We start from the raw sequence: 19,990 nt of genomic DNA, 5'->3' as shown, positions 1-19,990 counted from the left end.
AATCGCCTCCCCGGTGTAATCAGATGGTAACTGCAATACTGTGCTAAAAGGATTAATTTCCGGTTTCAGATATTAAAAATGAATAAGAACAGAAATATACTATTCCGTATATCAATATCCGGGATTTTGTTTGTAAACGCCTCTTGACCAGTTCATTTGTGCTTGCGGAATCGGCAGGTACTCATCCCGGCCGGCGGTAAATTTCGCAACTTCCAGCCAGGGGCGCCGTTTCTTTTCTGCATCCAGATAGCCATTCAAAGTTTTGGCGGCAAGGCCCCATCTCACGAGGTCGAAAAACCGGCGTCCTTCCATGGCCATTTCCAGCCTTGCTTCCCACATCAAGGCATTCCAGGCAAATTCTTTATCCCATTTCACATCTGCGCCAATCACATAGGGCTCAACTTTGTACTTCACGGGGAATGTGCCGTCTGGCATTTTCAACCGGTCTACACTGTGTGCGGCGCGCTCCCTGATCTGATTGATAACGGGCAGTGCCTCCATATGCCTTCCGAGCTGAATCAGTATTTCCGCCTTCCAAAGCAAAACTTCCGCATATCTGACTTCCAGCTGATTCTTGGAATTGAACATCCAGAAAGCGTTGAACAAGCCCGGACTATTCGTCGTAACATTCTCTTTCAAAGAGTGGAAATATCCATACACAGCTGGTTGCCTCGAAGCGGTACTATCGAACAAAACGGTCTGGTATTTCCATGGATGCCCTGGAATGGCTACGGTATGGCCAAGCCGCGGATCCCAGGTGTTATGGGCAAAATACTCCTTCTTGTTGGTGATATTTTCATTGTTGAACGTATTGAAAAGCGGATAACCATTGGCATCCACTTTGAATGCATTCACCATATTATAGCTAGGCTTGTGAAAATCACAGCAGCTGAAATAGGGATTCCACCAGGGTGCGGTCAGGCCGTTTCCTTCATTTAGATTTCCCCGGACTGTTCCGTCATTGATGGTAAATTGTAGCTCCCACAATGACTCCGGCGACGCGTTATCGTATTCCAGCATAAAGTTCTCGGCAATATCCGTCGCCAGCTTGTATTTGCCGCTGTCAATAATTTCATTCACCAGGGCCAGGGCTTCTGTCAGTTTAGCGTTATCAAGGGTCGTGAGCTGATTCCGGTCATCCTGAGGGTAAGCCATCCACAATACGGTATAAGCCAAAAATGCTTTTGCTCCATATTTATTAATTCTCCCCTTATCCGTCTGGGTTGCGGGTAAATTATCGGCTGCAAACTTTAAGTCATCATAAACTTTTTGCCAGAGGGCCATGTCCGTTGTCGCCCCCTCGGGGCGGTTGGGAATCTTGACAATATCCTCGTTCGTGTTTTCTTCGGTCACATAGGGAATCCATCTGTAAATCCTTTTTAGTTTTAGGTGAATCCATCCTCTCAGAAACCGCATTTCAGCGATACGCTCATTTTTTTGTGGATATTTTGCTTCATCCATACGCTTGATGGCATTAATTGCCGTGTTTACGCGGGAAATTCCGCTATAACCACTGAACCATACACCATCATTATTTCCAACATTGGCATTCACCAGTGAATAGGTCTCCATCTGAAACCAGGGAGTTTGATCGTCCAGTCCACCGCCGCCCTTATAGGCATCGTCCGAGCGAAAGCTGGCAATCCACGGATTCATCGTGTCAAATGCATGAGCCCTTGGAATAAAGGCGTAGGCGGCGGTTACGAGGCCATCGACATGTTTAGGTTCGCTTATCTGCTCTTCGGTAATGATACCTTTGGGATTTACATCCAATATGCTTTGGCATTGGGTAAAAGTCAAAACCGAGCAAACCAGCAGCATGTATTTATTCATTTTTTTCATATCTGTGTTGTTGTCAAAATGAAGCATTGATACCCATCATGAATATTTGCGGACGAACGTACGGACTGGAATATTCATTTGCTTTTGTTGGATTCTCCGGATCGATGCCGGTGTATTTATTTGCGCCCCACCACTTTTTGAGATTGACAATATTCTGAGCGTTCAGATAAACCCGGAATTGTTTCATGCCAATTTTTGAGATGACGCGCACCGGAAGATTGTAGCCGAGCTCAATGTGTCTCAGTTTTAAATAGGAACCCGATTCCGTAAAATAGGTGGAGACTCTGCGCTCGTCGTTGGTATTATACAGGGATAATGCAGGAATGGTTGAATCGTAATTCTCCGGCGTCCAGGCTCCCAATAATCGTTTGGGATGGTTGAAACCGCTTTGGGTCCATACATTCCAAAAATCGCTATACGATTTCCAGTCATTGCGAACCGTGTTGCCTGCGATGCCTTGCCAAAACATGGAGAAGTCGAAATTCTTGAATTTAGAATCCATATTTAATCCGTACATAAACTTAGGATCGCTAACGCCAATCCAGGTCCGGTCATGCTCCCAGGTTATTTTTCCGTCGTTATCCAGGTCTTTATAGCGAATGCGTCCGAGACCTTTTCCCTGTTGTTCCGCAGAACTGTTCACCTCCTCCTGTGATTTAAACAGACCGTCCGCAACAAAACCGTAAATAGAGTTCAGCGGACGGCCAAGAATGTCGTCGTCCAGTCCGTTCCCGCCGTAAGTAAATTTTACCGACTCGGGCAAATCATCTACTTTGTTCCGGAACGTGCTCATGTTTCCCGTCAAAGAATACTCGAATCCACTGTCAAATTTGTCCCCGTAGGTAAGAATGAGTTCCACACCTTTGTTGGTCATGTTGGCGGCATTGATCCACTGATAACCACCCTCACCAATGGCCGCCAGATAAGGAGGCTCATACAGCATGCCTTCTGTGTATTTGTAGAAATAGTCGATGGATCCCGTAAGTTTTGAGCCGAAAATTCCAAAGTCCACACCTAAATTGGTCTGCCGGGTTGCTTCCCATTTTAAGTTTGGGTTTCCGATATGACGTCTGCGATACCCCGAATAAAGCGTTCCTGATTCATTTCCGGCCAGTCCATAACTGGTGGCATTATAACTGGCGTCATAGAAATTGACCAGGGCGTTGGTAGGGATGTTTGAATTCCCGTTCATACCCCAGCTTGCCCTGATTTTCAGGTCAGAAACAAAAGGAACATTTTTCAGAAAAGCTTCATCGCTAAGTCGCCAGCCGGCTGATACGGCCGGAAAAAAACCAAACTGGTTGTTGATCCCAAATTTTGAAGAACCATCGTAACGCAGGGTGGCAGAAAGCAGGTACTTGTCTTTGAAAGTATAATTGAACTTCGAAAAATAGGACAGCAGCGAGTATTCGTCTCCTGTTCCATATATTTCCTGCGTACCCGTGGCCGAACTTAAATAGCCATAGTCATAATTTTCCAGCTCTAACTTTCTTCGGAATCCTTCCATATTTTGGAAAGTATACCGTGAAGTTTCTATTCCGGCCAAAAAATCAAGACTATGATTTTTCAGACTTAAATTATAGTTTAAAGTGTTGGTCCAGGTGCTCGTAATAGCCTGTCCCTGATAACTTCTGACCCCGTTATTGATATTCCTTTTTCCCCCGCCTTCAACCCAGGTGAACTCGATATGCCTGTAATTGTTTCCGGTATAGTCCAGTCCAAACTGTGTTTTCAGGGATAGATTTTTAAGGATTTTCAGATTGGCGTAAACACTTCCTATAATTTTATTGGTCGTCGTAAAATTGTCCTTGCCGAGCGTGAGCATACGTACGGGATTATTGTAATCGTCCATGCCAAGGCTATAGGCTGTTCCTCCCCAGCCTCCGTCGGTGGTGTAAACGGGGATAATCGGAGGCATTGTTAAAAAGGAATGGCTGGTATTCTGGTCGTTGATTTTTGACGTGGAAACGGCAATATTTTCTCCGATGCTCAACCGGTTCTTGATCAGACTGTATTCGGAATTCAGGCGTAATGAAATACGTCGCAACCCGGTGTGAATCTGTGTTCCGCGGTTTTCGTAATAATTTACAGAAAACATGTTCCGAACATTCTGATTCCCGTTTGTCAGTGTAATCTGATGATTATTTTGAAGTCCCAGCTGCGATCCCGCATCAAACCAGTCCGTATCTGCCGCTTTCATGGTTTTTTCGGCATTGAGCCATTCCCTGGGAATCACCTCATCCAAAACAGGATTTCCCTTATCGTTCAAATGCGATTTGAAAGAATAGATTTGGGTCACTGCGTTAGGATCCTGTTTTTCGTTCACCGCTGCCTGCCAAAATGCCCGGCCAAACTCTTGCGTATTCATCATCGGAACCCTGTTCATAAAGCTGGAAACGCCTATGGAACCCGTGTAAGCAATCTTGGTTTCACCTATTTTCCCCTTCTTTGTTTCGATGAGAATCACCCCGCTGGCCGCTCTTGAGCCATATATACTCGCCGAAGCGGCATCTTTCAAAACTTGTATGGAAGCAATGTCGTTAGGGTTGATGTCCCGGAGGTTGATGTTGGTTGGAAAACCGTCCACGACTATTAATGGCGGGGCTGACCGCATGGAAGTTAATCCGCGTATCTGTACGCTCACATTGCCGGTCGGACTACCGTCCCCGGTGATGTAAACGCCCGGAAGGCGTCCTTGCAGCCCTTGCATGACATTTGAATAACTGTTTTTCTCAATCTCACGCGCGGTAACCATCGCAATGGATCCCGTCAAATCTGCCTTCTTTTGGGTCATGTAACCCACTACGATCACTTCCCCAAGCGCCTTGGTATCTTCTTTTAATAAAATTTCCACATGCGTTTGGCTGCCTATTTTTAGCTCCTGGGTTTCGTAGCCAACATAGCTAAAAACCAAAACCGCATCCTTGTTATCTGGAATAGACAACTGAAAACTACCTTTTTCATTGGTGGTGGTGCCAATTGTCGTACCTTTTAACACGACGCTTACACCAGGCAAAGGATTATTAGAATCCGTCATCAGCACCTGTCCGGTAATTGTTTCCTCAGCGGTATTTTCCTGAATAGTCGGCGCCACCACTTCATGCGTAAGCTCTTCGGTTTTTCCTTCTTCCTGTTTTTTGGTCAAAATGATATGTCCTCCGGATACCGCATACTGAATAGCCAGGGGGGCTAATAATTTATCCAAAACCACATCCAGCGTGTACTTTGAAGCCGATATGCTCACCCTGTGGTTATCTACAAGGGATGGAACATAGGAAAACTTCACATGGGCCGATTGTTCGATGCTGGCCAACACGGTTTTGAGCGGTTGACCGTTTGCTTCAATGCTGATCTCACGTTTCAGGAGCTCCTGGGCAAAGCCATCACCAGCAAACGAAAGGCTGGTAAAAACGAGTGAGATAAGGAATGGAATACAAGTAACCTTGATCACTGTTGCCAGAATTTTTAATGGTAAACTATTTTTTTTCATAACTTAGCAATGGTTTTAGTGTATACAAGCAACAAAGCCCTCCCACGATTCCCGAAAACGGAAACCTTTAAGTTCAACTTAAAATGGTGAGGAGTAATCGAGGTCGATAACGCTGGTACCGTTATCGGCCTTTTTTTAATTAAGATCTGATCATAGGAATCTGGTTAGGTTTGTAATGGATTAATTGCAGCCTTTACCTGAAACGATTACCCGACCATCGACGACACGATAACTGGCGCCAATTGTTTGGGTAATAATATCAAGTTTTGCAAAAAGCGATTCGTTGGTAAACTCAACATGAAGCAAGCATTTTGCCATCACCGTGCGATCATATTCAAATGGTATTCCGTAAACTTTTTCAAGGGATTCAAAAACTTCACCGATCGGCCGGTTTTCAAAAGACAATACCTGGTCTTTCTTCATATTTTTAAGCTGATCGGGAAAGTCGATATTTGTTTTGAAAATCGCCTGGTCTTTCGTGGAGAACAAAGCCTGCTGATTCGGGATTAGCATAAGTTCGGCACCTTTTTGCGCTATCCTTTCCCCCTTCCGCATAGGTGTTACAGCTACGCGTCCGGTACGAACCAAAACTTTCACTTCCTTCTCCGTGGTTTTGATCAGAAAGCTGGTCCCAACCACCCGCGTAAGCAGGCCGTTGGCATATACAAACAGAGGATTGACTGTGTCCTTGCGGATGTCAAAAAAAGCATCTCCCGAAAGATATATTTCCCGCCGTTTGTTTTGAATGAACGGATTTGCATAACTGATTTTACCGGATGGTAATAAAACGACGATACTGCTATCGGGTAGTGTTACGCGTTTTTCCTGTTTGGTTTCGTTCACTTCTTCATGCAAGGGCGTTGCTGCCGTTGCAATGATTTCGTTATAAGAATATGCAGCTGATCGGTTATTTGATTTAAAGAAAAATACGCCCAGCATTAGCAATACCGCCGCGGCAATAGAAAGCCAGCGAAATTGGCGGCTTATCCTGAACCTGTTTTTTTGCGGTATGGTATGCGACAATATGGCTGCCACACCTTCGGCCAATTCCTGTTGGGTTAACGAAGAAGTCTTTTGAGTTAAGGTAAGAAGCAGCTCACGTGCCTGATTCATGGTAAAAACTTCTTCAGGATTAAGTGCCAGCAATTCGTCCCAGTAAAGACTGTTTCCCTTCTCGTTTTCCCAAACGCAGAATTTGAAGTCTTCATCCAAGAGCAAGTCCTGAAGATTACACTTGTTAAATCTTTTCATGAAAAATATAAAATTTAACCTTACAGAGACATAACCCCCAAAAGCATAAGGGATAATGGAAAAAATATAAAAATTTTTACATTATTCTTCACAAAATTTACAAATAACTGTTTATCAGACAATTAATAAAATGAAAAGAAAACCATACAATGGCAATTTCCATTTTTCCTTTAAGAGCTTCAAAGTCTGATACAACAGATTTGCAACGGCGCCTCTCGAAATGAGCAAAATGTCCGCTATTTCCTCATTGGATAAATCCTCGTAGAATTTGAGGTGAATGATCTCTCTTTGTCTGCGGGTGAGCTGGCCTAATACAAAAGTAATTTTACGTTCTCTTTCCAGAACTGATTCTTGCGAAATGATCTGCATTTCCATGCTCTCATCCTGAAAAACCTGTTCCTCATAATCGTCAATATCCAGCAAAACTTCAGACCGGCGAAAACTTTTAAAAAGTCTGTTTCGAATGCTTTTTAACAAATAGGGTTTGATCTGGTCGACTTCACTCAGATGTTTGCGTCTGTCCCATAGGGTTGTAAACAGGTCATGGATATGATCTTTTACCTTTTCCCGGTCAGCGGTAAATTTCAATCCATAGTCAAAAAGAGCCGTATAGTGGGTTTGGACTAAATACTCGAAAGCGGCCCTGTCTCCCTCTACAAACCTTTGCCATATCTGTAAATCCTCAACCATATAAAACGGTAGCATGTTAATAAAAGATCACGGACAACGAATAGTAACAAGAACTTTCTTTCCAAACCGTTACAGACCTGAATTATACTCATGACGAGTTGTCCTTACATTACTACAATTGCAAGCAATGGCTGATTTTGCGTGGGCTGCCTAACGGTTGTTTTTTAGATGTGTTCCAGGGAAACGTACATCGTCTTGCCCTAAAAAGTTGAGAAGAAGCGGCTTGCAACACTTACAAATAGGTCGGTTTGGCCGAATCTTTTAAGTGTCGGTTAAAAAAAGTATGGATGCAAAAAAATATCGATGAAGTCGTTCAAACTTATCGATACTCCCGGAAGGATGATGTTATTGTGGAAAATTCGGGCAAACATTCACGTTACGACCCCGAAAGCGTGGCATAACTATTTCAGAAATCGAATTTACAACGCCGTCAAAACTGTCACACGTTAATTGGGATCTCGGAGTAAACGGTAATCGTTGGGTGAATGCCCGATGCGCTGTTTAAATAACCGACTGAAATGTTGTGGATATTTGAAACCCAGTTCGTAAGCAATTTGGCTGACAGACTTTCCCGGGTCAAATATTTTTTCTTTTGCGACGTCCATTATTTTCGTCTGGATATAATCCTGAGCCGTTTTTCCTGTTTCTTTCTTGATCAGATCACCAAAATAGTTGGCTGATAAATGTAGTTGATCAGCACAATACCTGACATTGGGAAGACCTAATAGCTGAGGCTTGTCTGAGTTGAAATATTCGTGGAGAAGGTTATCCAGCTTTTCGAGAATGCCCTTGTTGGCATTGTCACGGGTGATGAATTGCCGGTCATAGAAACGGATGCAGTAATCAAGAAAAAGCTCGATGTTGGCTGTGATCAGCTTTCTGCTATGCTTATCGATTCCTTGCTGAAGTTCATATTCTATCTTTGAAAAACAGTCTGTAATAATTTGACGCTCCTTTTCGGATAAGTGCAGGGCCTCGCGTACTTCGTAGGAAAAGAAAGTATAGTCGCTCATGTGGCGTCCAAGGGCGGTTCCCGGAAGTAAATCCGGATGAAATACCAGAGCTATCCCCTGCGGCTGATAATAATTGTCCCTGATGTTTTCTCCGATCACCTGGCCAGGTGCCAGAAAAATCAGCGTGCCTTCTTCGTAATCGTAGTTGTTAAGACCGTATCGGAGATCCCCGCAATGTATTTGTTTTAAAAAAACAGTATAAAAACCATAGCTCATTTTTCGTGACTCCCTTGGATCCGCTTTGGAAAGGTCAACAATGCTGACCAGTGGGTGTAGCGTTTCTTGTTTGTTAAACGTATTGTAATCACGGATACTGTCAAATCTTAGCACATTGTCCATAAGCTTCTTTAATAAGGATCTGGTACAAATCTAAACATAGTCACCGACATACAGCCTTGGGGACGGGGGAATCAGTGATTTTGGTATAAAATACGGTAATCTGTATACAAGATCTGGTAAGAATACCCGGTACCTTGCAGCATGTACTGGAAGTCTAAAAACAGTCGATATAGTACATCTGCAAAAAAGGTGGCTTATGCAGTCGATGCGGTAACCGGGAAGCAGATTTGGAGATATGATCCTTTTGATGTACATAAATCGCTAGTATAGCGTGATTTCAAAGGTCAAGGCGCAGGAAAATGGACGAAGGGCGTTACACAACAGCCCCGTCCATTTTCTGAATTCAGGTGGTTATACCGGACTGAAGCGCTAGCGCGCTTTGGTTGAATCCTGGTCTGTACTTTTTGCAATTTGCAAAAATTGCGCGACTGCCGATTCGCTAATGCCATTGCTGATGACAAGGCGTGGATTGGACTTACTTAATTGATTGACAGTGCTGTCGGTCACATTTGATTTCCATACATAAACCGATCGCATTGTTTTCATAGCGGCAATGCTTTTCAGACCATTGTCAGTCACTTTTGTATCAATCAGATTGAGATATTCCAGATACTGCATCGATTTGAGACTGGCCAGACCAGCGTCGGAGATAGCCGTACGGTCCAGGTAGAGCTTCGTCAAATATTTCAATTTGGCAATTTCTTTCAGAGAAGCATCTGTGATTTTGGTCCCGCCAAGTTTTAATAAGACAATCTGGCCTGATAAGTTCGTAAGCAATGGAACCTGAAGGTCATCAAAACCCTTCGCATTCACAGCGCTGACTTCGAGTAGATTCAAATCCTGAGAGAGCGGGTTAACAAGCAATCCAGCCTTTCGGAGCACATCTATTTTTTTATCATCAGCCTGGTCTACTTTAAGGCTCAATACGGGTGAGACAGGTGCTTTCTCCTGGTTGGTTGCGCCACCTGCCGTCAGCGAAGCCAGTGCCGGTTTTACGGCATCAGATTTTTTAAGTTCACTGACCTTTTTACCAACGGGAGCACCTTGCTCAATCCACCAGGACAACAGCGCCACTTGTTCGTTTGATAGCTGTGGCTTTCCCTTGGGAGGCATATGCTGATCATCGTTTTCATCAAGCAGGCATCTTTTAACCAGATCACTTTCCGCACTATTACCCGCTACGAAAGCCGGGCCGTTTTCGCCGCCTTTCAGGATAAACGCCATGTCGTCAAGCCTGAGGTCTCCTTTGCTTTTGCTTGCATTGTGGCATTGCACACAGCGCATTTCCAGGATGGGCTGCACAATATCCTGGTAAACAAGGGCCTGTTCTATATTTTCGATAGGCTTAATTTCTTCAAGCGGCACTTTGACCGGCGGCATTCCCGCCAGCGTGCGAAAAGGTTCGGGCGTATATTGGGAAAGAAATCCTTCCCCATGCGTCAGAGAGCCGCCGTCGTGACCGGCAGTCATTGTAAGCACAACCGCCATGCCAAATGTGCCTAAATAAATTTTAGAGCCGAACGGTATTTTTTTCTGGAATTTGTCGTGAGTCACAAACCAGGCTATCCAGGCAAAAACAGCCACGCCAATCCCTTGCCATTTATGCCTGTCGAGCAGTACGGCATCATACCCGCCACCCAGTGAAAGCAAGTATCCGGCAATGCACGCAAGTGAGGCTCCGATAGCCGAACATAATAGTATAAAAGTGATGGTCAAAGCGTTGACATTGACCTTATTCGTACGACGGCCAGTTTCCAGCAGTGCAGCAATCAGTAAAAAACCAATCGGCAAATGGACCAGCAGGGGATGAAACCTGCCAATGAAAAGTGACCAGCCGGTAGACTGGAGAAGTATATCAAACATAAATTGAAATAAACTAGGCTAAAACTTCTTTTACTACTTTACCCTCTGTATCAGTAAGCCTGAAATTTCTTCCCTGAAAAGGATAGGTGAATTTCTCGTGATCAAAGCCCATTAAATGAAGGATCGTAGCCTGTATATCATGAACATGTACACGGCCTTTTACACCATAGTACCCCAGCTCGTCGGTTTCACCATGTGTCACGCCTTTTTTAACGCCGCCGCCCGCCATCCACATCGTAAATGCCTCTAAATGGTGGTCACGCCCCATGTAGGGCATCACCAGTCCGTTCCTGTTTTCCTGCATGGGTGTCCTGCCAAACTCAGCCCCCCAGATCACCAGGGTATCTTCGAGCAGCCCGCGCATTTTAAGATCCTGGATCAGCGCTGCGATCGGCTTGTCGGTGGCTTCGCATTTTTTTCTTAGTCCGCCCTCTACATTATCTTGCTCTGAGGTGCCGTGGCCATCCCATCCCCAGTCAAAAAGCTGCACAAAACGAACGTCATTTTCCACGAGTTTGCGGGCAAGAAGACAGTTCATGGCAAAAGTACCGTCACCGGGTTTTACACCATACATATCCAGAATAAATTGCGGCTCTTTGGAAACGTCCATCACCTCGGGGACCGACATTTGCATCCGGAATGCCATTTCATACTGACTGATCCGCGTCAGGATTTCAGGATCCTTAACGTCCTCATAGGTCTGTTGATTGATTTGATTGATGGCCTCAATGGTTGTTTTCCGCATGTTGCGGTTCATGCCGCTGGGATCACTTACATACAAAACAGGATCGCCACCGGTGCGGCATTGGACACCCTGATAAACTGATGGCAGGAAGCCGCTTCCGTATACACTTTTACCGGCATCAGGTTGTCGGCCACCCGATGCCAGCACCATAAAGCCGGGCAAATTCTGGTTCTCTGAGCCCAGACCATAAACGGTCCACGCACCCAGACTTGGCCGTCCCAATCTCGGGCTTCCCGTATGCATGAGCAGCTGTGCGGGAGCGTGGTTAAACTGGTCGGTATGGACAGCTTTGAAAAAAGAAATCTCGTCGGCCACCTTTTGCAGGTGTGGTAAATAATCAGATATCCAGGCGCCTGACTGCCCGTGCTGTTTAAACGCACCCTGGGGGCCAAGCATCTTGGGAACACCTTGTATAAATGCGAACTTTTTGCCTTCTAAAAATTCAGCAGGGCAGTCTTTTCCATGGTATTTCAGGAGCTCAGGTTTGTAGTCAAATAACTCTAATTGAGACGGAGCACCAGCCATATGGATGTAAATGACCCTTTTAGCTTTCGGGGCGAATTGGGGAATGCCCGATTGCACAGATTTATCGGAAGCGTTGGGCTCAGTCGAGCTTGCCGAGCAGGAGCCCATCAGCGATCCTAAACCCAGAGCACCCAGGCCAAATCCACAAGATTGCAGGAAATGCCTTCTGGTCTGGTGTTCCAGTTTTGCATATTGTAATTCTTTGAGTAAATTTTCCATATTGTTAACACAGCCTTTCAAGCGTTTTTCTAGTAATTTTTTGATGATGGACAATCGTCGGTCATCACTCCTTCGTTATCACGTTATCGAGGTTGAGCATCACATTGGCGGAAACCGTCAGCGCGGCCAATTCCGGCGACCTTTCTTTTCCGTAAGGTAAAATGCTGTCTACCTGTGCAGGCTTCGTTTTGTATGCGTTTAAGGCTTCCTGATATACTTTCATGAGTACCGTCAGATTCTTTGGCTCAATACTTTTGTAAGTAAGCATCCGGTAACCTTCGGTTAACTGTTGCTGCGGCGTATGGCCTCTTTTTTGCATATTGGCAGCCAACTGTTCGGCGGCCTGAAGATACACTGGGTCGTTCAATGTTACCAGGGCTTGCAGCGGCGTGTTTGTCAGTATCCTTCGGGACTGACAAAATTCGCGGCTTGGTGCGTCAAAAGTAACCATCGAAGGGTAGGGGGATGTTCTTTTCCAGTAGGTGTAAAGTCCTCTGCGATACTGATCTTCTCCTTCACTCAGTACCCATTTTTCACCACTGTATGGCGATTGCCAGATCTTGTCGGGTTGGGCCGGCATGACACCGGGGCCGTACATTTTCTTTGAAAGCAATCCACTGGCGGCCAAGGCCTGGTCACGAACCTGTTCAGCACTCAATCGTACGCGCGGGCCTCGCGAGATCCAGACATTGTAAGGGTCTTTTTCAAGTTTATCATCGTCTGTTTTGGAACTTTGCCGGTAGGTAGCCGACATGACAATGCGTTTAAGAAGCTTCTTGACACGCCATTGATCCTTTTCCATGAATTCAACAGCCAGCCAGTCCAACAGCTCTCGGTGTGAGGGTTCACTTCCTTGCGAGCCAAAGTCTTCAACAGTTTCCACGATACCCCGGCCGAAGAGCTGCTCCCAGAACCGGTTTACGATCACCCGGCCGGTCAAAGCATTTTCCCGGTTCACGATCCATTTGGCCAGTCCCAGCCGATCTCTGGCATAATCTTTCGGCATAGCATACAGCAATTTGGGGACATCCGGTTTTACTTCGGCGCCTTTTACCATCCAGTTTCCTCTGACAAACACATGCGTTTTTCTGCTGAAATCCCCTTTCCCTTCCCATAATACAGGAATGTCTTCTGCTGATTTGGTTAAAAGTCGGCTGAATTCAGCAACCACTGCAGGATATTCGGGCTCAGTTTTTCCGGGTATTTCTTTTTGGAACGACAGCCATTTAATCCTTACCCAGTCATCTGGTGTTTTGGAACTCTCCAAACTGAAAAACAGATCCTGCTTACCACCTGCATGGGGAATGGGAATGATCATCACAGTGTCTTTACCCTGTGTGTTGGGCACAGCGATGCGGGCAATAAAGTTCTTTTTATCGGAAGTATCTTTTCTAATCGTCAGGACGGATTTGTCTATACTGGCACCCAAAGAAACGACCATCTGCGTCATTCCTGTAAGATTTGCACCTGGGAGCCTTCCCGAAGTTTTATGTTTTAACCCTAAGTATTTTCCATCTAATAATGTCGCGCCACCAATGATCTGGAAGTCATGGGAATTGATCCTGGGCTCCATGACCCGCATAAACTGGGTGAAGTTTTCTGTCTGCTGAGGATCGCGTTTGGCTACCCAGTCGATCAGTCGCTGCACTTTAAGCGAATCGTTTCCTTTATAAAACCGAAGGGTAGGGGAATCGTTAGGCACATCTTCGTCACGGGTATTGTTGAAATAAGCCATGTACTTATAATACTCGTCGTGCGAAATGGGGTCATAAGGATGGCTGTGACATTGAATACACGCAAATGTGGTTCCCTGCCACACTTCCCAGGTCGTATTGACCCGGTCTATCTGAGCGGCGACCCGGAATTCTTCATCCGACGTGCCGCCTTCATCGTTGTTCATTGTATTGCGGTGAAAGCCCGTGGCGATCAGGTTTTCATCTGACGGCATTCCGTTCTTTTTAGGAAGCAGATCGCCGGCCAATTGTTCTATCGTAAAAACATCAAAGGGTTTGTCCGCATTAAATGACCGGACTACATAATCCCGGTAACGCCAGATCCTGCGCCCGCTATCCTTTTCGTATCCTTTGGTATCAGCATACCGCGCCAGGTCCAGCCACATGGAAGTCCACCGTTCTCCAAAGGAGGAAGATTTGAGCAGCCTGTCGACCACTTTTTCATAGGCATTGGCCGAGTTATCATGCGTGAAGTCTGATACTTCTTTTTCCGTGGGTGGCAGTCCGGTAAGGTCCAGGCTTACCCGTCTCAGCAACGTTGCCTTATCGGCTTCGGGCGAAGGTGAAAGATCCTTTTCACGCAGTTTTTTCAGCGTAAAATGATCGATCTCATTTTTTGGCCAGTTTCTGACATCCTGATCCAAAAGTCCAAAAAGGTTCGAGAAAGTTCGCAATGAGGGAACCTCCGGTTTTTCGATGCGTTTGTAGGACCAATGTGTTTCCCAGGAGGCGCCCTGATCAATCCATTTTGTCAAAATATCAATTTCATCTTTCGATAACGGGTTGCCGTTTTTTGGCATTTTTTCATCCGGATCATCGGTCAGGATGCGACGAATCATTTCACTGGCGTGTGCGTCGCCCCGCACGACCGGGATTTTGCCGGATTTACCCGGTTCAAGCATTTCATGTTCAAACAAAAAACTGACGTCACCAGCCTTTTTTACCCCTCCATGGCAACCCATGCAGTGTTTATTGAGAATGGGTTTAACCTCGGCGTTGTAATCTACTTTATGTTCAAACAAGCCTGACCATGAAAACGATGACCAGAAGATCACCACCACACCCAGGCCAATAAAAGTCCGTTTCTTCATCATTAAGTCACTATTTTATGCTAATCATTACAACGAGTCGGCGAATGATCTTATACTTTCTCAATCTTATTGAAATTCAGTTCGATAAGATTGAGAAAGTATAAGTTAAACAGACTCTAAAAAGAAATTATTTCCATTCAGGATTCTGGGTTACCCCCGGATTTCCCAGCAACTCTTTAAGGGGCAAAGGCAATACATAATCCTTAGCCTTGGGAGCCCGGTCAATTTTGTATTTTGCAGCAAAATGGGTGATTTCTTTTCCAAGATAATCCTGTGTTCCTCCAAATTTACTTTTGCGGCGCAGTTCAGGATACATGACCTGTTCAAACACAAATTCCTTCATCCTTTCCTGAATGATCGCATCGCGCAAAGCCGACTGGTTGAGTGCCGTTAGCGGTTCCAGTCCCGCACGAGTCCGTACTTTGTTGATCGATACGAGCGGATCGCCCTGGCCGCTTTCATTACAGGCCTCCGAATGTCCCAGTAAAATGTCTGCCAGGCGGATGTAAATTGTATTTTTTTCCGTTGCCGCATTGCTCTTATCAAGCTCCACAATCTTGGCTGACCATGCTTTTCCAAAAACCAATTGAGCCGGGTCTCGCGGATTCGCATCGGATTTTACAACGCCTCCAAAACGTGATAAATTATAGTCCGCAGTTGGGCTCCAGCGTACGATTGGATAGGCACCATCCACCAAACCAAACCTACCTGTTGGGTAACTTTCAATAAATGTGCCTGCAATTCTTTTGTCGTTTTTATCATAAGCGGCTCTGAATTCCTGCGTAGCACTCAACCAGCTCCATCCCGAACCTCCAAGCTGGCTTGGGAAATCCTCAGGATTAAAATGCGCGGAATGTACATTGTATTCACTTGCATTGGCGGATGCAGACACTTGTGCTTCAAAAATGCGTTCGCCCTGATTTTCATGGGCCAGGTCGAAATTATGGGCAAAATCATCGAATAGCTTTAATCCGCTATTGTTGATAATGTCTTCGCCTGTTGCTTTGGCATCTGCCCATTTTTCATCCCAAAGCTGTGCTTTCATCAATATTGACTTTGCTGCCCATCGGGTTGCCCTTCCCATATCAACACCAGTGTAGCTTGCCGGTAGAAGCTCCGCAGCTGCCTTTGCATCTGCATAGATCTGATCGATCAACGCCCGTTTTCCGCCGCTGTTCGACGGTAACTCGTCGATGTTTTGGGTTGATTTTACGGTAATCGGGGCATTGTCAAAATAGCTGAGCAGACTGTAATAGTAAAATGCGCGAAGATAAAGGGCCTCGCCTTTCACCCTTTTGATCAGTGCCTCATTTGCCGGATCTTTCATGGCATCAGCCGTTTCAATGATGGCGTTGGCTCTGTTGATGGAGCGGTAACAAATGCCCCAAAAGGCTTCGATGTACTCATCTGCCGGGTTGACGTTGCCAATATTGTATTGCAGCGGCCCCTTTTCCCATCCAACCTGATAGCCGACCAGACATTCGAAAACATACCGGTCATAGAAATAGCCGCTACCTCCTGAATTCAGGTCGTCATAAACCGCATTGACACCCAATGCCAATTCGGCAGCGGACTTGTAAAAAGTGTCGGGATTAATAAAATCCGGCTTCTCCTTTAAGTCGGAACAGCCTGCTCCGGTTAGCAATAAGGCCGTGATAAATGTGTATTTAATGTATAAAAATACGTTTTTCATATTCATTCAAATTTTAGGCCGATACAATTAAATACCAATATTTACACCCAGGGTGAACATCTTTGCGCGTGGATACGCGTCATAATCGTCCCCACGGTTCAGGTTGTTTTGGCCTTGATTATTCACCTCCGGATCGAAACCCTTATACTTTGTAATCAAAAACAGATTTTGTCCGCTCGCATAAATTCTTGCATTACGGATAAAAGTGTTTTTAATCGGCAGCGTATAGCCAAGTGACAGATTCTGAAGACGGATAAATGAGCCATCCTGAATAAAGAATGACGAACGACGGAAGGAAATAAAATCACGGCGGCCATCAATAACCGGGCGCGATGCATTGGTATTCTGCGGTGTCCAGGAGTCTTGAAGAATCGTCCCGATCTGATTGATTTTTTGCACGCCATCGGCCATTTCTGACTGCTGAAGGTTCCGAACCTGGTTCCCGTGTACGCCACGAAGGAAAATTCCGAGATCAAATTTTTTGTACTTGATGCTCGTGTTGAAACCCCAGGTAAGCTTAGGATTAGGATCTCCTATAATCTTGAAATCGTCCGTTGTATACTTGCCGTCTCCGTTTACGTCCTCGTATTTAGGATATCCGGCACGGGCTGAAAAGCTTTTTCCCTCCTCGTCTGACTGGAACAGGCCGGTGTATTTATAGCCTCTCCATACACCGATCGAATTTCCGGCTTCCACCCAGCTTCCCAGCACACCCAGGTGGCCGCTTGTGCTGTTGGAAAAAAACGGGGTGCTTTTCCCAAGATCGAGGATTTCGTTTCGTAAAATAGAAACGTTACCGCTAATGTCCCAGGTGAACGAATTGGTGCTCATTAACTTATAGCCAGCCGAAAATTCCAGTCCCTTGTTGCTTAACGAACCCGAATTCAGCATGACCGTACTGAATCCTGTACTTTGCGGAATCGAGACATCCAGCAGTAAATCCGTTGTTTTATTTTTGAATGCGTCGATGGTCAGCGTTAACCGATTGCTTAGCAAGGCAACGTCCAGACCGACATTCAGCATAGAAGTGCTTTCCCATTTAAGATTTGAGTTTGAAATCCGGTTCGGTCCATAACCTGAGACCAGCGTAGGTGTTCCGCCGAAAACATAGTTATAGGATATCAATCCAGCCACTGAACGATAAACAGGAATCTGAGAATTTCCGGTAAGCCCGTAACTTCCCCTGATTTTAAAATCGTCAAAAATGCTGCCTAGCTTTGAATTTTTGAAGAATTCCTCATTGACGACTCTCCACCCGATTGCGGCAGAAGGAAATGTAGCCCACTTATTGTTGGGGCCGAATTTTGAAGAACCATCGCGCCGAAGGGTAACGGTCATCAAATAACGATCCTTCAGATTATAGTTGATTCTTCCAAGCATCGACATCAATTCCCATTCCACGCGACCGGAATTAGGTACCAGCGGTCTGCTGCCATTTTGCATATTGACAGCCGTAATATCATCTGAAGGCAAGCCTCTTGTGGCGTTGGATTCAAATCTGTTCAGTTCCTTCTGGTAAGTATAACCAAGTGTAACATCCAGGTTATGCCCAGGAGCTATTTGCTTGTTATAAGTCAGGATATTTTCATTCAGAAGGTTAGTCGAATTTCTGTTTGCCTTTTGCAATTCACGACCATTCTGCCTTCCCAGGTATGTATAATTATTGTAGAAGGTGGTACGGCTGGCATTTACAACGTCTACACCCAGGCTGGTGCGGAATTTAAGGCCCTCCATCAGATTAAATGTGAGGGCTGAGGTACCAAAAAGACGATTGGTAAAATCCCGGTCATAACCCTGCAGTGCTTCCGCCAGCGGGTTGGTCAGAAAGCGCTGATCATAACTGGCGTACTGATAATTCCCGTTTTGGTCATAAACAGGGACCGTTGGGTCAAGACCTAATGCTGAAATCACAATACCTCCCGGTCCTCCGCGGTCTGTCGGTACATTGCTGCTGGTGGAGCGGCTATAAGACCAGCTGTTGCTTAACGTTGCCTTACCATTCAAAAAGTCGTTGTCCAGATTCATCCGAAATCCGTAACGCTTGAAATCTGTATTCTGGATTATTCCTTTATTATCCAGGTAGTTGCCTACAAAAGCGTAACGCGTTCCTTTGGTTCCGCCCGTAAACGAAAGTTGGTGATTGGATAACCCGCCCGTTCTGGAAACAACATCCCACCAATCGGTTCCGGCACCTATTTCGTTGATTCTCTGGTCGGTATAGCGAGGACTCCCGCCTTGGCTTTTCTCCAGTAGATTGATATACCTTGCGTAATCGGCTCCGTTCAGGACATCAATTTCTCTTGCGATTTTTTGAAAAGAATAAGAACCATCATATTCCACACGGCTCTGGCCTTCTTTTCCTCTCTTGGTGGTGATCAGAATAACACCGTTGGCACCGCGGGAACCGTAAATGGACGTCGCGGAAGCATCTTTCAGGATTTCGATGGACTCAATTTCATTCGGATTAATGGTTGCCATGGCATTGGATGCCTGTCTGTTTCCGCTGGTACCCAGCGCTCCGTTGTCGGGATACATTGGAAATCCATCGATAACATACAATGGCTCGCTGCCGCTGTTGATTGAATTGGCCCCCCGGACACGTATTGAAATCCCTCCGCCCGGTGCTCCCGAACTTTGGGTAACCTGTACACCCGGAGCCCGTGACTGGATCGCCTGGTCAACGGACGTGACAGGCATTTCCCGGATCGCATCGCCCTTGATACTCGATACGGATCCTGTAAGGTCACTTTTCCGGACCGTACCATAACCTACAACGACAACCTCTTCCAACGATTTATTTTCCGGTAGCAGGGTTACGGAAAGAGAAGTCTGGTTTCCGACTTCAAGCTCCTGCACAACGTATCCGACAAAACTGAAAACAAGCACGGCACCGCTTCTTTCAGGAATGTCGAGTTGAAATTCACCGTCTTTATTGGTCGTGGTTCCCCGTTGCGTGCCCTTTAAAACCACACTTACACCGGGTAAACCCATTTTTGTGTCATCGACGACTTTACCTGATATGTTAGCCAGGTTATTGTCCAATACGACCTCTTCACCAGGTTTCGGCAGACTATTCGAATTGATCGGTTTGTTTAGGGTGAGCAATATTCGTCCCGAAGCAAGTTGATAGGAGACATGCAGAGGCTCTAAAAGTATCGTGAGCGCATCAGACAATTTTTGCCGTGAAATATTGACATTAACCGGTCTGTCCGCTCTGATCGTTTTCTGGCTGTACGCAAATTTTACATCTGCCTGATCTTCCAGATTTTTCAGGATCGTCTTGAGTTCTGCATTTTGCGCGTGGATCGTTACACGTCGCTCAAGGATTTCCTGAGCTCTGCTTTCAGTTGCCCCCTGTGTAAGACTGGTGCAGACAACTGAAAATATTATTTGGACAAGCGTTATTTTCATGACATTGCACAGTGCAGGGCACCATTTTAACTGTCGAATTTTTTGCATAGTTTTGAATGTTCTTTTTGTGAAAAACAGGACTTTA

General features: G+C 45.6%; 11 protein-coding genes. 1 reads left to right on the top strand and 10 read right to left on the bottom strand.

Annotated elements, in window-relative coordinates:
• Nucleotides 1-111 precede the first annotated feature (111 nt).
• The 5 genes from RB622_RS13640 to RB622_RS13620 all read right to left on the bottom strand — a co-directional run bounded on the left by RB622_RS13640 (nucleotide 112) and on the right by RB622_RS13620 (nucleotide 8,625).
• Entirely contained in the window at nucleotides 112-1,842 is a 1,731-nt protein-coding gene (locus tag RB622_RS13640) for a RagB/SusD family nutrient uptake outer membrane protein (protein WP_308047116.1), read from the bottom strand.
• A 13-nt stretch (nucleotides 1,843-1,855) separates the two neighbouring features.
• Nucleotides 1,856-5,332 (bottom strand): TonB-dependent receptor, encoded by a 3,477-nt coding sequence (locus RB622_RS13635; protein ID WP_308047115.1) that lies wholly within the window; start codon nucleotides 5,330-5,332, stop codon nucleotides 1,856-1,858.
• 180 nt (nucleotides 5,333-5,512) lie between these two features.
• On the bottom strand, nucleotides 5,513-6,583 hold the full coding sequence (locus tag RB622_RS13630; protein WP_308047114.1) for a FecR domain-containing protein: 1,071 nt from the start codon (nucleotides 6,581-6,583) through the stop codon (nucleotides 5,513-5,515).
• Nucleotides 6,584-6,697: 114 nt separating this feature from the next.
• On the bottom strand, nucleotides 6,698-7,273 hold the full coding sequence (locus RB622_RS13625; RefSeq protein ID WP_308047113.1) for a sigma-70 family RNA polymerase sigma factor: 576 nt from the start codon (nucleotides 7,271-7,273) through the stop codon (nucleotides 6,698-6,700).
• A 446-nt stretch (nucleotides 7,274-7,719) separates the two neighbouring features.
• The gene (locus RB622_RS13620) at nucleotides 7,720-8,625 is read right to left on the bottom strand and encodes a helix-turn-helix domain-containing protein (protein WP_308047112.1); all 906 of its coding nucleotides are present in this window, start codon (nucleotides 8,623-8,625) and stop codon (nucleotides 7,720-7,722) included.
• 141 nt (nucleotides 8,626-8,766) lie between these two features.
• On the opposite strand from RB622_RS13620, the gene RB622_RS30325 reads away from it, so the two are divergent.
• Nucleotides 8,767-8,895 (top strand): hypothetical protein, encoded by a 129-nt coding sequence (locus RB622_RS30325; RefSeq protein ID WP_409021428.1) that lies wholly within the window; start codon nucleotides 8,767-8,769, stop codon nucleotides 8,893-8,895.
• Nucleotides 8,896-8,994: 99 nt separating this feature from the next.
• On the opposite strand, the gene RB622_RS13615 is transcribed toward RB622_RS30325, so the two are convergent.
• The 5 genes from RB622_RS13615 to RB622_RS13595 all read right to left on the bottom strand — a co-directional run bounded on the left by RB622_RS13615 (nucleotide 8,995) and on the right by RB622_RS13595 (nucleotide 19,905).
• The gene (locus RB622_RS13615) at nucleotides 8,995-10,488 is read right to left on the bottom strand and encodes a c-type cytochrome domain-containing protein (RefSeq protein ID WP_308047111.1); all 1,494 of its coding nucleotides are present in this window, start codon (nucleotides 10,486-10,488) and stop codon (nucleotides 8,995-8,997) included.
• A gap of 13 nt (nucleotides 10,489-10,501) precedes the next feature.
• On the bottom strand, nucleotides 10,502-11,977 hold the full coding sequence (locus RB622_RS13610) for a DUF1501 domain-containing protein (protein WP_308047110.1): 1,476 nt from the start codon (nucleotides 11,975-11,977) through the stop codon (nucleotides 10,502-10,504).
• A 64-nt stretch (nucleotides 11,978-12,041) separates the two neighbouring features.
• Complete coding sequence (locus tag RB622_RS13605) at nucleotides 12,042-14,804, bottom strand: DUF1553 domain-containing protein (protein WP_409021427.1); 2,763 nt, start codon at nucleotides 14,802-14,804, stop codon at nucleotides 12,042-12,044.
• Between the two features lie 124 nt (nucleotides 14,805-14,928).
• Nucleotides 14,929-16,494 (bottom strand): RagB/SusD family nutrient uptake outer membrane protein, encoded by a 1,566-nt coding sequence (locus RB622_RS13600; RefSeq protein ID WP_308047109.1) that lies wholly within the window; start codon nucleotides 16,492-16,494, stop codon nucleotides 14,929-14,931.
• 27 nt (nucleotides 16,495-16,521) lie between these two features.
• Nucleotides 16,522-19,905, bottom strand: a complete 3,384-nt coding sequence (locus tag RB622_RS13595; protein WP_308047108.1) for a TonB-dependent receptor — start codon at nucleotides 19,903-19,905, stop codon at nucleotides 16,522-16,524.
• Between the last annotated feature and the right edge of the window lie 85 nt (nucleotides 19,906-19,990).

Origin of the sequence: Dyadobacter sp. LHD-138 (assembly GCF_030929615.1) — a bacterium.
Taxonomy (GTDB): domain Bacteria; phylum Bacteroidota; class Bacteroidia; order Cytophagales; family Spirosomataceae; genus Dyadobacter.
This window is presented reverse-complemented; position numbering and strand designations above follow the sequence as displayed.

What these genes read in the sequence shown, in the direction of transcription:
- RB622_RS13640 (WP_308047116.1), bottom strand. Translation starts at nt 1,842, where the DNA reads ATGAAAAAAATGAATAAATACATGCTGCTGGTTTGCTCGGTTTTGACT.
- RB622_RS13635 (WP_308047115.1), bottom strand. Translation starts at nt 5,332, where the DNA reads ATGAAAAAAAATAGTTTACCATTAAAAATTCTGGCAACAGTGATCAAG.
- RB622_RS13630 (WP_308047114.1), bottom strand. Translation starts at nt 6,583, where the DNA reads ATGAAAAGATTTAACAAGTGTAATCTTCAGGACTTGCTCTTGGATGAA.
- RB622_RS13625 (WP_308047113.1), bottom strand. Translation starts at nt 7,273, where the DNA reads ATGGTTGAGGATTTACAGATATGGCAAAGGTTTGTAGAGGGAGACAGG.
- RB622_RS13620 (WP_308047112.1), bottom strand. Translation starts at nt 8,625, where the DNA reads ATGGACAATGTGCTAAGATTTGACAGTATCCGTGATTACAATACGTTT.
- RB622_RS30325 (WP_409021428.1), top strand. Translation starts at nt 8,767, where the DNA reads ATGTACTGGAAGTCTAAAAACAGTCGATATAGTACATCTGCAAAAAAG.
- RB622_RS13615 (WP_308047111.1), bottom strand. Translation starts at nt 10,488, where the DNA reads ATGTTTGATATACTTCTCCAGTCTACCGGCTGGTCACTTTTCATTGGC.
- RB622_RS13610 (WP_308047110.1), bottom strand. Translation starts at nt 11,977, where the DNA reads ATGGAAAATTTACTCAAAGAATTACAATATGCAAAACTGGAACACCAG.
- RB622_RS13605 (WP_409021427.1), bottom strand. Translation starts at nt 14,804, where the DNA reads ATGATGAAGAAACGGACTTTTATTGGCCTGGGTGTGGTGGTGATCTTC.
- RB622_RS13600 (WP_308047109.1), bottom strand. Translation starts at nt 16,494, where the DNA reads ATGAAAAACGTATTTTTATACATTAAATACACATTTATCACGGCCTTA.
- RB622_RS13595 (WP_308047108.1), bottom strand. Translation starts at nt 19,905, where the DNA reads ATGAAAATAACGCTTGTCCAAATAATATTTTCAGTTGTCTGCACCAGT.